The organism is Brevibacillus ruminantium (assembly GCF_023746555.1).
Lineage (GTDB): Bacteria > Bacillota > Bacilli > Brevibacillales > Brevibacillaceae > Brevibacillus > Brevibacillus ruminantium.
In genome coordinates this window covers 3,061,401-3,074,685 of the sequence record NZ_CP098755.1, presented here as the reverse complement: position 1 = coordinate 3,074,685, position 13,285 = coordinate 3,061,401, and the positions used below count along the sequence as shown (strand labels likewise).

Below are 13,285 nucleotides of genomic sequence, written 5' to 3'. Positions count from 1 at the left end.
CATAGCTATATTGGAGGCAACCTTACGATGGAAAAAACGTTTCTGATGGTGAAACCTGATGGCGTACAACGCAACCTGATCGGTGAGATCGTTTCCCGCTTTGAGCAAAAAGGCTTTCAACTCGTTGGAGCTAAACTGATGAACGTAAGCCGTGAACTGGCTGAAGAGCACTACGCTGAGCATAAAGAGCGCCCGTTCTTTGGTGAACTGGTGGACTTCATTACATCCGGCCCAGTGTTCGCAATGGTATGGCAAGGAAACAACGTGATTTCTACTGCTCGATCCATGATGGGCAAAACCAACCCGGCTGATGCTGCTTCCGGAACCATCCGTGGCGATTTCGCTACTTCCGTTGGCATGAACATCATCCACGGTTCTGATTCCCTTGAAAGCGCTGAGCGCGAGATCAACCTATGGTTTGGCGAAGGAGAAGTACTCTCCTACGAAAAAACGATCCAACGTTGGATCTAATCACGCAAACAACGAAGTGCCACATTGCGAGAAAACAGACTCCAAAAATGGGGTCTTTTTCTTTTTTTCGAGAATCTGCAACAGAAATCGGCAGGATTTTGTCAAAAAAAGGCGAATCGCAAGGGTAAGTCGTCGAAAGGGGATATCGTAGCATGGATGATAAGGATTTTCTCCAATTCATCGCAAATGTAAAAAGAATGACCGGAATTGATCTTGCCCTCTATAAAGAAGCACAAATGAAACGTCGGCTTACTTCGCTTCGAATCAAGCGGGGATATTCTTCTTTTACCCAATATTTCGAAGCGATCTCCAAAGATAAGGAGCTCTTCTACGAATTTCTCGATAGAATGACCATCAACGTCTCGGAATTTTTCCGCAATCCGGGACGCTGGGAGGTTCTGGAGAATAAGATTCTGCCGAGATTGGTTAGACAGTCTCCACGCCTGAAATGCTGGAGTGCGGCCTGCTCGACAGGAGAAGAGCCCTATACGCTTTCCCTGATCCTGATGCGTCACCGCTGGGAGGCCTCTTTGCTGGCGACGGATATTGACGAAGGAGCCATTGCCAAAGCGAAGCAAGGTGTTTATTCGGATCGGGCTCTGCAGGACTGCCCAAAGGATCTGCTGACGAAATATTTTCAAAAGGACAGTTTGAGCTATCGGATTTCCGATGAAGTCAAAAATCGCGTAACCTTTCGCAAGCACAATCTGCTCGCAGACACATTTGAGAGCGGATTTGACCTGATCATCTGCCGCAACGTGATGATTTACTTCACAGAAGAAGCGAAGCATGAGCTGTACCAAAAGTTCAGCCGCGCCCTGCGACCAGGTGGAGTGCTGTTCGTGGGAAGCACGGAGCAGATTTTTCAACCGCAGCAGTACCAGTTTGAAACCGAAGACACATTCTTTTACCGAAAATTAGGGTAAAGCAGGCGTTGGCAAGTATATCCCTGTTGTTTTTTCCCAACACTAGGCCTAACAACCTTTTCAGGGAGGAAGCAAATGGACAAGCAACAAGTCATCGAAGCCTACCGGCGTGGCTTGATAACGCTCCAGGAGTGCGGGCAAATCCTTGGCGCTGAGAAGACCCAGCTGGATGACCTGCTCAGGGCAGATCACCTCCGCCGATCCCTATCCTCGAAGCCGGTGTTCATTGCCGACCACTATTAATCAATTCTGTGGCAGACGCTTCTCTTTTTTGAGAAGCGTTTTGCCTATGAGGCAAGGTTTCGTTTAGAGGTTTCCATTTTTGTATTTCCACCAAGGTGGAGGTATGATATTATAACGCTTAAAAGTGATAAAGGACAGCGACCCGTGTGAGGGAAAAGCAAATGCTGCCTGCAGGATGGAGGAAGCGAAAAATGCGTTATTTAACAGCAGGGGAATCACATGGCCCTCAATTGACAGCGATCATCGAAGGGGTACCAAGCAACCTGCCGTTCTCTGTCGATAAAATTAACGAGCAGTTGGCAAGACGCCAAAAAGGTCATGGCCGCGGCAGGAGAATGCAAATCGAAAAAGATCAGGTGAAAGTTCTCTCCGGTGTCAGACACGGTTATACGACCGGCGCCCCGATCACATTGGTTGTGGAAAATAACGACTGGACACATTGGCAAGGGATCATGAGCGCAGAGCCGGTGGAGGGTGCTGAGGAAAAGCGCAGGGTATCCCGTCCGCGCCCAGGACATGCCGACTTGAACGGCGCTATCAAATATCATCAGCGTGATATGCGAAATATTCTGGAACGTTCGAGCGCGAGGGAAACGACGATTCGCGTGGCTGTTGGCGCAGTTGCTAGACAATTGCTGGAGGCTTTTGGCATCCGTATCGGCGGCCAGGTGCTGCAGATTGGCAATGTTGTGGCGAAACGCGTAGACTTGCCGCTCGATGAATTGATCACTCGCACAGAAGAATCGCCTGTACGCTGCCTGGATGAAGAAGCGGCTCCATTGATGATGGCCGCGATCGACAAGGCAAAGGAAGAGGGGGATTCGCTCGGCGGTATCGTTGAGGTGATCGTCGATGGTGTGCCAATCGGTCTCGGCAGCCATGTCCAGTGGGATCGCAAGCTGGATGGACGATTGGCTCAAGCAGTCATGAGCATTCAGGCTTTTAAAGGGGTCGAGATTGGTATCGGCTTTGAAGCAGCCGGCAAGCCGGGGTCCCAGGTTCATGACGAGATCTTGTGGAATGAAGAGACGGGTTACAGCCGGAAAACCAATCGCGCTGGCGGTTTGGAAGGTGGCATGTCGACCGGGATGCCGATCGTTGTTCGCGGTGTCATGAAACCGATCCCTACTCTATACAAGCCATTGATGAGTGTTGATATCGATACGCGCGAAGCGTTCTCTGCCAGCATTGAGAGATCAGATAGCTGTGCGGTACCTGCTGCAAGCGTTGTGGCCGAAGCAGTTGTCGCATGGGAAATTGCCTCTGCGATGTGCGAGAAGTTTCCTTCCGACTCGATGGACGATATGTTGGAAAACGTCAGCCAATATCGCGCTTATACGGAGAAATTTTAATGCGCCGGGAAATCCTGCGCGTTGAGCTTGGGGAGCGATCCTATCCGATTATCATCGGAGAAGGTCTTTTGCAGCAGGCGGCCACCCTGTTGCAAGAGGGTGGGATAGCTGGCGGAACCAGATTGTTCATCATTACGGATGAAAATGTTGCCCCGCGCTATCTTTCGCTGCTCCAGGATGAGTTGATCTCCGCCGGTTTTCCAGTCCATGCCTGCGTGATTCCAGCAGGTGAACAGTCAAAGAGTATCGCCATGTATGAAACAGTGATGACACAGGCGATACAGGCAGGGTTAGACCGCAAATCGGTGATTCTCGCGCTGGGCGGAGGTGTAGTCGGAGATTTGGCCGGGTTTGTGGCAGCTACCTATATGCGGGGGATCTCGTTCGTACAGCTGCCCACCACACTTTTGGCGCATGACAGCTCGGTAGGAGGCAAGGTAGCGATCAATCACCCTTTGGGCAAAAATTTGATTGGCGCCTTTCACCAACCGCGTATGGTGCTGTATGATACCGCGGCTATTTCCACACTGCCAGAGCGAGAGCGAGCAGCAGGCTTTGCCGAAGTGCTGAAGCACGGTCTTATAGCCGATGAGCGCTTTGTCTCCTGGCTGGAGGAGCATGCGGAGAAACTGTGGGAGCTCGATTCTGAATTGCTAAGCAAAGCCATCTTGCGCGGGTGTCAGGTAAAAGCGAACATCGTTTCGGCAGATGAAACGGAGCAAGGGCAGCGGGCGCTGCTGAATCTGGGCCATACCTTTGGGCATGCCTTCGAAGCGCTCGCCGAGTACGCCAAGCTCAATCACGGCGAAGCGATTTCTATCGGCATGTGTCTGGCAGCCAAGGTAGCAGAACGGCTAAAGGTAGCAGAGGATGGCGTGTATGAGCGTACCCGCAATCTTTTGCGCCAGTACCACCTGCCGACGGAGTGGCCGCTCTCGCTGGAACCGCTAGAGGTACTGGAAGTAATGAAGAGAGACAAGAAAGCGGTTAGCGGAAAGCTGGCGCTTGTTTTGCCGCGTTCAATCGGGGTTGTAGAATTGTTCGCACAAGTAGATGAAGCACTGATTATGACAGTCATGAATGAGGAAGCGGGGGCATCAAGAAATGGGAGTGCGAGGAATTAGAGGAGCCATTACTGTAGAGCAAGATCGTAAAGAAGAGGTAGTTGCTGCGACCAAGGAACTGCTGGAGGAAATGGTCCAGCGCAACGATGTGCAGCCGGATGATATCGCCAGTATTCTGATTACGACAACCGAAGATGTGAAGTCGACCTTTCCGGCACAGGCAGCCCGGTTGCTGGAGGGCTGGCAGTACGTCCCGTTGATGTGTGCCAGAGAAATACCCGTACCAGGCAGCTTGCCGTCCTGTATTCGTGTGATGATGCACGTGAACAGCGAAAAATCGGCAGATCAGATCAACCATGTCTTCTTGCGGGAAGCGATAAAATTGCGTCCTGATTTGGTAAATCGTGATTGACAGAGTGGGCACCCTCTTTTAGTATAGAAACAAACGAGGGTGCCTCGTTTTACACCGGTATAAGCAAGACCGGCTGAGAAGAGTGAGAGCAGAGAAGAGTAGAGAAGAGTTAGGCTGAGGAGAGAAGAGTGAGCTGGGATTGTGAAAGATACGCACAATCAATCCAGGTTTCTTCCTGGATTTTTTCTTTTTCTCCCCCTATCTTTTCCTCTAACACGCAGGTGTCAACAGAGGAAGAGGAACCAGAGCCGTGACGGGAATCTGTCCCGCCCCCGGACAGATCCGTCATTTGCACAACCTTGTGCATCGCCATGAAAACAGGAATATAGAGTACCGCCTGTTTTTACCGTGGAAAGCGAAGGGGATGTTTATTGTTCTTCGTGTTCCTGAGGGCGAGGGCTTTCGATCCCCCTGACTCTTTTGACAACCTCCAAAAAAGAGGTGAAAGAGTCCATGTTTACCCCATCCTTGTCTGAAGTGCAGACACTCGCAAAATCGTATTCGCTGATTCCGGTCAGGCTCACGTTGCTGGCTGACCAGGAGACCCCCATTCGTTTGTATCAAAAAATCCGTACTCCGCAGTCTTTTTTGTTGGAAAGCGTAGAAGGCGGCTCACGCTGGGCCCGCTACTCCTTTATCGGCCTTAATCCGTTTCAGACGGTAGAGGCATCAGGAGACATGATTACCGTCAAAAGAAGAAATGGCGATCAGTTCGTCCTGAAAGGGAATCCCGTCACTTATTTGCGGGAAGAGCTGGATCGGTATAAAAGCCCCAAACTGAGCCATTTCCCTCGCTTGAGTGGCGGTGCCGTCGGTTTTTTCGGCTACAACACGCTTCATTACTTTGAGCAGTTGCCAAAGCATCAAAACGATCAACTCAAGCTGCCGGACATGCGCTTTCTCTTTACAGATGAAATCATTGCATTTGATCATCTGAAGCAAGAAATCCAGCTAATCGTCAATATTCAGGCAAACGACGACGACAGTGATGAGATGATTGCGCAAAAATATACGAAGGCAAGCGAACGACTGGAGCAACTGGCCGAACAAGTGACGACGGTTGGCGAACAGGAAACAAACAACCGGCTTGCCCTGGGTCAGCATCCAGCTACAAAACTGGCTGTAGAGAGCAATATGAGCCGTGAAGCTTATGAACAGATGGTGGAACAAGCAAAATCGTATATCGCAGCAGGCGATATCTTTCAGGTCGTTTTGTCCCAGCGCTTCCGGACGGCAACGGAGCTTGATCCATTCTCTGTATACCGAGTGCTTCGTACACTGAACCCCTCTCCCTATATGTACGTACTGCAATACGAACAGGAAACGGTAGTGGGTACTTCTCCAGAGCTATTGGTCCGGGTGGAAAATGGCAAAGTGGAAATGCGGCCAATCGCTGGTACCCGGAAGCGGGGAAATACGGCAGAGGAGGACGCAGCTCTGGCTGATGATCTGCTAAGCGATCCCAAGGAGCGGGCAGAACATTACATGCTGGTCGATCTCGGACGAAATGACGTGGGCCGGGTATCGGAGTATGGCAGCGTAAAAGTAGAGGAAGCGCTGGTCATTGAAAATTACTCCCATGTCATGCATATGGTTTCGCACGTCACAGGCCAGCTGCGGAAGGACGCCCATCCCTTTGACGCCCTGTTGTCAGCCTTCCCTGCTGGCACTGTGTCTGGCGCACCCAAGATCAGGGCGATGGAGATTATCGCCGAGCTGGAACAAGACGCCCGTCATCTGTATGCAGGGGCTATCGGATATCTGAGCTTCGACGGAACCATGGATACGTGCATTACGATTCGCACACTCCTCTTTCAGGGAGGGTATGCGTATGTGCAGGCCGGAGCGGGTATCGTCGCGGATTCGGACCCCGCGGCTGAATACCAGGAATCAGTGAACAAGGCAGCCGCGATGCTGGCAGCTTTGGAAAAAGCAGAGCAGCTCTTTGCGCGGAAGGAGGAGCAACTATGCTAAAAACGGCATTGGAGAAAATCATTACGGGCAGTGATCTGGACAGGAACCACGCACAGTCCGCCATGGGCGAGATCATGGATGGCAGGGCTACGGCCGCACAGATTGGCGCGTTTTTGGCCGGCATGCGGATGAAAGGGGAAAAAGTGGAGGAAATCATCGGCTTTGCCAAAGCCATGAGAGAGCGTGCCGTCAGCTTCCCTTTAAACGTTCCAGGAATGGTGGATACTTGCGGAACAGGCGGTGACGGAAGCCATACGTTCAACATCTCGACAGCATCCGCTATCGTCGCCGCGAGTGATGGTGTACCGATTGCCAAGCACGGAAACCGCGCTGTTTCCAGCAAGAGCGGAAGTGCTGATGTCCTCGAAGCGCTCGGCGTTCCGATCACCCTGTCACCAGAGGATGCGGCCGATTGTCTGAAAACAACCAATCTCTGCTTCCTGTTTGCGCCGCTCTACCATCAGGCGATGAAGCATGCAGCCGGTCCGCGCAAGGAACTGGCCGTGCGGACGGTTTTTAACCTGCTGGGACCGTTGACCAACCCAGCAGGGGCTACGCGCCAGCTTCTCGGCATTTACGATGCCAGCCTGCTTCAGACTGTAGCTGAAGTACTGCGTGAACTTGGAATTGAGCGGGCCGTCGTTGTGGCAGGTTCCGATGGATTGGATGAGTTGACCGTCACAGGGCCGAGCTATATTTCGGAGCTGCGTGAAGGCAATATCGTGAACTATGAGATCGCACCGGAGCAATTCGGGCTGCGCCGCCACTCCCTGGATGATTTGCGCGGGGGAGATGCGGTCGAAAATGCAGAGATCATCAAAGGTGTTTACCACGGCGAGCGGGGAGCAGCGCGCGACATCGTTTTGCTCAATGCGGGTGCGATTCTCTATCTGGCGGATCGGGTAAGCAGCATTCAGCAGGGGGTTATGAAAGCGGCTGAATTGATTGATGATGGAATTGTACTGGAAAAATTGGAGCAATTCCGGAAAGTGGCAGGAGGTTTGACCCATGCTTCATAAAATTGTGGAACGAAAACAGGAAGAGGTCGCACAGCTTCGCAGCAGCACGAGTATCCCCGCATTGTTGCGGGAGGCAGAGGCCATGCGTCCTGCCAAACCGTTTGGTGAAGCCCTGCTGGGAAGTCCGCGTCCGGTGAGCGTAATTGCAGAAGTGAAAAAAGCTTCCCCATCCAAGGGAGTAATTCGCCCAAATTTTGATCCGGTCGCCATTGCGAAAAGCTATGCCGCTGCCCAAGTCGAATGCATGTCTGTGCTGACCGACACTCCTTTCTTTCAGGGGAGCAAGGCGTATTTGCAGGAAATTAGCCAAATCGTTTCTCAACCCTTGTTGCGCAAGGATTTTATCATTGACGAATATCAGGTGGTGGAAGCCCGGGCGATCGGGGCAGATTGCATTTTGCTCATTGCCGCTATTCTCGACGGTCACCAGTTAAAAGAACTGTCGCAGGCGGCAGCCGATCTGGGGATGGACACCTTGATCGAAGTGCATGATCGTTCGGAGCTGGAAAAGGTATTTTCAGTGACAACGCCATCGCTGCTCGGGATCAACAACCGAAACCTGCGAACCTTTGCTACGGATCTGGCTGTTACACGAGAGCTTTCCTCCCTCGTTCCAGCACAGATCCCTGTGATCAGCGAGAGCGGAATCAGCCGTGTGCAGGATGTGCAGGAAGTGAAGCAATACGGCGCAAGAGCGATTCTGGTCGGCGAGCACTTTATGCGCCAGGAAAATGTCACCCAGGCTGTTCTTGACCTCGTAGGGACAAAAGAAGTTCGGGCGGAGCAGGTGAAACCATGACACGCATCAAAATTTGCGGGGTGAAACATGCGGAGACTTTGCGGCTGCTGGCTGCGCTGGACGTGGATTACGTCGGCTTCGTCTTTGCACCGAGCAAACGCCAAATATCGGCTGAGACGGCAGGAGTTCTGCTGGGTGAAGTGCCAGAACATCCGCCAGCCGTAGGGGTATTTGTGAATCCCACCCTGCCAGAGCTGGAAGCAGTCCTCGAACTTGCTCCTCTTTCCGTCATCCAGCTTCACGGACAGGAAAGTCCCGCGTTTTGCCAAGAGGTGCAGGAGCGCTTTTCGTTGCCAGTGTGGAAAGCTCTGGCTGTCGGTAAATCTGGTCTGGACGATCACTCGACGGACGAGTGCACAGATATCGCAACATATCGCGAAGTGACACAGGGGCTGCTGTTTGACACATATGACCCCGCACAGGCAGGTGGAACCGGAAAACGCTTTTCGTGGGAGCAAATTCCGCAGCTGATCCAAGCGACTGCACCGCTTCCGTGCATAATCGCAGGCGGTATCCACAGTGGAAACGTCAGAGAGTTGATCGAAAACTATAGTCCTGCTGTCATCGATGTTTCGAGCGGAGTAGAGACAGAGGGCGTTAAGGATGCAGCAAAAATCAGAGAATTTGTGGAAAGGGTGAGGGAGCATGACGGCAACAAACACAATAAAACAGCAGGTGCCTGACCAATACGGACGATTTGGCGCTTTTGGGGGAAAATACGTGCCGGAAACGCTGATGAATGCGCTGGCTGAGCTGGAGACTGCGTTTGCAGAGGCACAGGAAGACCCGGGATTTCGTCAGGAGCTTGGCGATTTGTTGCGGGAATATGCAGGGAGGCCGACTCCTCTTACGTTTGCAGACAAATTGACTTCGCATCTTGGCGGGGCGCAAATCTATCTCAAGCGCGAGGATTTGAACCATACGGGCGCTCACAAGCTGAATAACGCTTTGGGGCAGGGACTTTTGGCCAAACGCATGGGAAAAAACTCGATCATCGCGGAGACGGGAGCAGGCCAGCACGGGGTTGCCAGTGCAACCGTAGCGGCAAAGCTGGGGCTGTCCTGCAAAGTGTTCATGGGAACCGAAGATATCAAGCGCCAAGCACTTAATGTCTTTCGCATGAAGATGCTGGGAGCTGAGGTGATCCCTGCTGAATCAGGCTCTCGTACACTGAAAGATGCCACGAACGAGGCTATCAGGTACTGGGTCTCCCATGTAGACGAAACCTTTTACGTGATCGGTTCCGTCGTCGGTCCCCATCCGTACCCGTACATGGTTCGCCAGTTCCAAAAAATCATTGGCGAGGAAACTCGAGCACAAATCCTGGAGATGTTGGGACAACTGCCGGATGAAGTGATTGCCTGTGTTGGCGGAGGAAGCAATGCCATCGGGATGTTCTACCCGTTTATTCAAGACGAATCCGTAGCACTGCGCGGTGTAGAAGCGGCTGGTCATGGGATTTCGACGGGCAAGCATGCCGTTACCTTGAGTCAGGGGCGTCCCGGTGTGATTCACGGGGCCATGACCTATTTATTGCAGGATGAGTATGGCCAGGTGCAGGAAGCCCACTCGATCTCAGCTGGCTTGGACTATCCGGGGGTAGGGCCGGAGCATGCCTATCTGAAAGATGAGGGGCGTGTACAGTATACGTCAGTGACCGATCAAGAAGCGTTGGATGCCGTCGCGCTGCTGTGCCGCACGGAGGGAATCATTCCGGCGCTGGAGAGTGCGCACGCGATCGCTGAGGCAATCAAGCGCGCACCGCAAATGAAAAAGGATCAGATCCTGGTGATCTGCCTTTCGGGCAGGGGAGACAAAGACGTGGAAACGATCCAGAGAGCGATGGAAGAACGAGCAGCAGGAGGGGATGTACAATGAGTCAGCGTGAAAATCGCATTGATCGCTTGTTTGCAGACCGGAGTCGAAAGCGGTTTATCCCGTTTTTGACTGTGGGCGATCCGACGCTGGAGGCGACCTTTCATTTGGCCCATGGACTGGTTGAGGCCGGTGCCGATTTGCTGGAGCTGGGTGTGCCGTATTCCGATCCCCTGGCTGATGGTCCGACGATCCAAAGAGCTTCAGACCGTGCGCTTGCCAACGGCGTCACGATCAAAGATGCCCTCAATCTGGTAGAGAGGCTGCGCCAATCCGGTCTCGAAGCTCCGCTTGTACTCTTTACCTATTACAACCCGGTTTTGCAATACGGGGTAGAGCGCCTGTTCGCTGATTTGGCAGCAAAAGGAGCGGACGGCATCGTCATTCCTGACCTGCCGATCGAAGAGAATGCTGCTGCAGTAAAGGCTGCATCTGATAACGGCGTACATGTCATATCACTAGTCGCCCCAACGTCGGATTCCCGCATTCGGATGATTGGACAGCAGGCAACAGGCTTCCTTTACTGCGTCTCTTCCTTGGGGGTAACGGGCACGAGAGCAAGCCTGCGAGAAGATCTTGCAGAGTTTTTGCAACGAGTGCGCAGTTCTACGAAAGCGCCTACGGCAGTCGGCTTTGGCATTTCGACTCCCGAGCAGGTGAAAGCCATAGCGCCGCATACAGACGGAATTATTGTCGGAAGTGCGATCGTGCAGGAAATCGAACGGCAGGGTGAACTCTTGGCTGACCCGGCGCAGGTTGGCGAGGGTGTCAAAAGAATAAAAACCTTTGTACAACAGCTGACGAGTGCGCTACAATAAGGGGAAAAAGTCTGGAGTGAAACGTGGATGCAACCGAAGCAGCGTATTCTCAGCGCACCGGTGTATCAACCGGGTAAGCCGATCGAAGATGTGAAGCGAGAGTTCGGCTTGACAGAAGTCATCAAGCTGGCGTCCAACGAAAACCCGCTTGGCTGTTCGCCCAAGGCGAAAGAAGCGATTCAGGCTCAGTTGGACTCGCTCGCCCTGTATCCCGATGGTGCCAGTCTACAGCTTCGTTGGGACTTGGCAGATTTTCACGGAGTGAAACCGGAGCAGCTCATTTTTGGAAATGGATCTGACGAAATTATCCTGATGATCTCCCGGGCTTATCTCGAAGCGGGCACCAATACGGTGATGGCGACGCCGTCTTTTTCACAATACCGTTCCAATGCAATGGTAGAAGGAGCCGAACTGATCGAGGTTCCGCTGAAAAACGGTGTCCATGATCTGGAAGCCATGGCGACAGCGATCAATGAACAGACCCGTGTCGTCTGGGTATGCAATCCGAATAACCCTTCTGGAACGATCGTGAAAGCGGCTGAGCTGGAAGCGTTTTTGCAAAAGGTGCCAAAAGATGTGCTGGTGGTTATGGACGAGGCCTATTACGAATACGTGGTGGATGAGGACTATCCGCAGACGATTCCGATGCTGGGCCAGTATCCAAACCTGATCATTTTGCGCACTTTTTCCAAAATTTACGGTCTGGCTACCATGCGTGTCGGGTATGGGATTGCTACAGAAGAAGTGATCAACCATCTGGATCACGTCCGTGAGCCGTTTAATACGGGTTCACTTGGTCAGGCGGCTGCTCGTGCGGCCTTGCAGGATCAGGAATTTGTGCAGAAGTGCTCCAAACACAATCGCGAAGGCTTGAAGCAGTTGACAGATCGCTTTGACGAGTGGGGGCTGTCGTATTATCCTTCGCAAACCAACTTTATTCTGGTCAATCTCAACCTGGATTCCGACGAAGTATTCACCAAGCTTTTGCAGCAGGGAATCATCGTTCGCTCAGGCAAAGCGCTCGGCTTTCCCGGCTATCAGCGAATCACCGTAGGGACAAAAGAGCAGAATGAAAAAGTATTGCAGGCATTGGGCAATATTCTGGTTGCAGCTAGAAAATAATGGAGAAGATGCCGGTTCTCAAAACCGGCATTTTTGTCTAGTCAGATACAGAGAGGATAGACTGTGGAGATGAAAACCACCATCGCAATAATCGGAGTAGGCTTGATCGGCGGTTCCATCGCGCTGGCACTTCGGCAGAACCCCCAGGTACGCATCGTCGGTTTTGACGTCCGTCAGGATTGCCTTGACAAAGCCCTGACGCTCGGGGTCCTGCATGCGGGAACGACCGATCTGCAAACGGCAGTGAGAGAAGCGAACGTCATCATCGTATCCGCGCCAGTGGAACAAATCTACAAAACATTGGATCGGTTGACGACCTTGTCGCTGCAACCCGGCGTGATCATCACGGATGTCGGAAGCACGAAATCAGGGATCGTTCGGTATGCGCAGGAGAGAATGCCGCGGGAGGTAACCTTCATCGGAGGACATCCGATGGCTGGATCACATAAATCAGGTGTCGAAGCAGCATCGGATCGTCTGTTTGAAAATGCGTATTACGTTTTGACACCAACGGAAGAGACCGAAGAAGATCAAGTGGAAAGACTCGCCAGCCTGCTTTCTTTGACGCGGGCTCATGTTGTCCGCATGAATCCGGATGAACATGACCAGGTAGTTGGTTCCGTCAGCCATTTCCCGCATATTCTGGCATCGGCTTTGGTCAATCTTGTCGCCAGTTACGATGACGGCAACGCCTGGCACCATCGTTTAGCAGCAGGGGGCTTCCGCGACATTACGCGTATTGCATCGAGCAATCCGAGAATGTGGCGAGACGTGCTACTGAATAACCGCGATCATCTGCTCAAGATCGCGGAGGACTGGTCTGCGGCGTTAAACAACGTCGTCGAATTGATCGAAGAGCGGGATGCAGATCGAATCGAAGAATTTTTCCAGACTGCACGGGACTTCCGGGAAGGGCTGCCGGAACGGAAAAAAGGTGCACTACCGCCCCTGTATGATTTATACCTGGATATTCCCGACCATCCTGGTGAAATTGGACGCATCACGACACTCATCGGGGCCAAGGAAATCAACATTACCGATATCCAGATTCGGGAGACGCGTGAAGATACGCTGGGGGTGCTTCGTATCACGTTTCGCAGTCAAAATGACCTGGAAAAGGGCGAAGAACTTCTTCATTACTTTGGGTACAAGGTATACCGAAGAGAGTAGTTTATCCATACGATCGCGCTTTTGGACATAGACGCTTTGC

General features: G+C 52.4%; 14 protein-coding genes. All 14 read left to right on the top strand.

Going from position 1 to position 13,285, the window contains the following annotated elements:
* The first annotated feature begins 27 nt into the window (after window positions 1-27).
* Window positions 28-471 carry a nucleoside-diphosphate kinase gene (ndk, locus tag NDK47_RS15130; RefSeq protein ID WP_251870593.1) on the top strand — a complete coding sequence of 148 codons (444 nt, stop codon included), beginning with the start codon at window positions 28-30 and terminating at the stop codon, window positions 469-471.
* 152 nt (window positions 472-623) lie between these two features.
* Window positions 624-1,397 (top strand): CheR family methyltransferase, encoded by a 774-nt coding sequence (locus tag NDK47_RS15125; protein WP_251870592.1) that lies wholly within the window; start codon window positions 624-626, stop codon window positions 1,395-1,397.
* 75 nt (window positions 1,398-1,472) lie between these two features.
* Window positions 1,473-1,640, top strand: a complete 168-nt coding sequence (locus NDK47_RS15120) for a hypothetical protein (RefSeq protein ID WP_251870591.1) — start codon at window positions 1,473-1,475, stop codon at window positions 1,638-1,640.
* A gap of 191 nt (window positions 1,641-1,831) precedes the next feature.
* Window positions 1,832-2,992 carry a chorismate synthase gene (gene aroC, locus NDK47_RS15115; protein ID WP_251870590.1) on the top strand — a complete coding sequence of 387 codons (1,161 nt, stop codon included), beginning with the start codon at window positions 1,832-1,834 and terminating at the stop codon, window positions 2,990-2,992.
* Window positions 2,992-4,116 (top strand): 3-dehydroquinate synthase, encoded by a 1,125-nt coding sequence (aroB, locus tag NDK47_RS15110; RefSeq protein ID WP_251870589.1) that lies wholly within the window; start codon window positions 2,992-2,994, stop codon window positions 4,114-4,116. Before aroC ends, aroB begins: the two co-directional genes overlap by 1 nt.
* Window positions 4,097-4,468, top strand: a complete 372-nt coding sequence (gene aroH / locus NDK47_RS15105; RefSeq protein ID WP_251870588.1) for a chorismate mutase — start codon at window positions 4,097-4,099, stop codon at window positions 4,466-4,468. The genes aroB and aroH overlap by 20 nt, the downstream gene beginning before the upstream one ends.
* A 453-nt stretch (window positions 4,469-4,921) precedes the next feature.
* A complete protein-coding gene (trpE, locus tag NDK47_RS15100) occupies window positions 4,922-6,442 on the top strand; it encodes an anthranilate synthase component I (RefSeq protein WP_251870587.1) in 1,521 nt (506 codons plus the stop codon).
* Window positions 6,436-7,461: an anthranilate phosphoribosyltransferase gene (gene trpD, locus NDK47_RS15095; protein ID WP_251870586.1), complete on the top strand. Its 1,026-nt coding sequence runs from the start codon at window positions 6,436-6,438 to the stop codon at window positions 7,459-7,461. The genes trpE and trpD overlap by 7 nt, the downstream gene beginning before the upstream one ends.
* On the top strand, window positions 7,451-8,260 hold the full coding sequence (trpC, locus tag NDK47_RS15090) for an indole-3-glycerol phosphate synthase TrpC (RefSeq protein ID WP_251870585.1): 810 nt from the start codon (window positions 7,451-7,453) through the stop codon (window positions 8,258-8,260). Before trpD ends, trpC begins: the two co-directional genes overlap by 11 nt.
* Window positions 8,257-8,943 carry a phosphoribosylanthranilate isomerase gene (locus NDK47_RS15085; RefSeq protein WP_251870584.1) on the top strand — a complete coding sequence of 229 codons (687 nt, stop codon included), beginning with the start codon at window positions 8,257-8,259 and terminating at the stop codon, window positions 8,941-8,943. Before trpC ends, NDK47_RS15085 begins: the two co-directional genes overlap by 4 nt.
* Window positions 8,906-10,138 carry a tryptophan synthase subunit beta gene (gene trpB, locus NDK47_RS15080; protein WP_251870583.1) on the top strand — a complete coding sequence of 411 codons (1,233 nt, stop codon included), beginning with the start codon at window positions 8,906-8,908 and terminating at the stop codon, window positions 10,136-10,138. The genes NDK47_RS15085 and trpB overlap by 38 nt, the downstream gene beginning before the upstream one ends.
* Window positions 10,135-10,953 carry a tryptophan synthase subunit alpha gene (gene trpA, locus NDK47_RS15075; RefSeq protein WP_251870582.1) on the top strand — a complete coding sequence of 273 codons (819 nt, stop codon included), beginning with the start codon at window positions 10,135-10,137 and terminating at the stop codon, window positions 10,951-10,953. Before trpB ends, trpA begins: the two co-directional genes overlap by 4 nt.
* A gap of 27 nt (window positions 10,954-10,980) precedes the next feature.
* Entirely contained in the window at window positions 10,981-12,075 is a 1,095-nt protein-coding gene (gene hisC, locus NDK47_RS15070; RefSeq protein ID WP_251870581.1) for a histidinol-phosphate transaminase, read from the top strand.
* Between the two features lie 69 nt (window positions 12,076-12,144).
* Window positions 12,145-13,245 (top strand): prephenate dehydrogenase, encoded by a 1,101-nt coding sequence (locus NDK47_RS15065; protein WP_251870580.1) that lies wholly within the window; start codon window positions 12,145-12,147, stop codon window positions 13,243-13,245.
* Window positions 13,246-13,285: the final 40 nt, after the last annotated feature.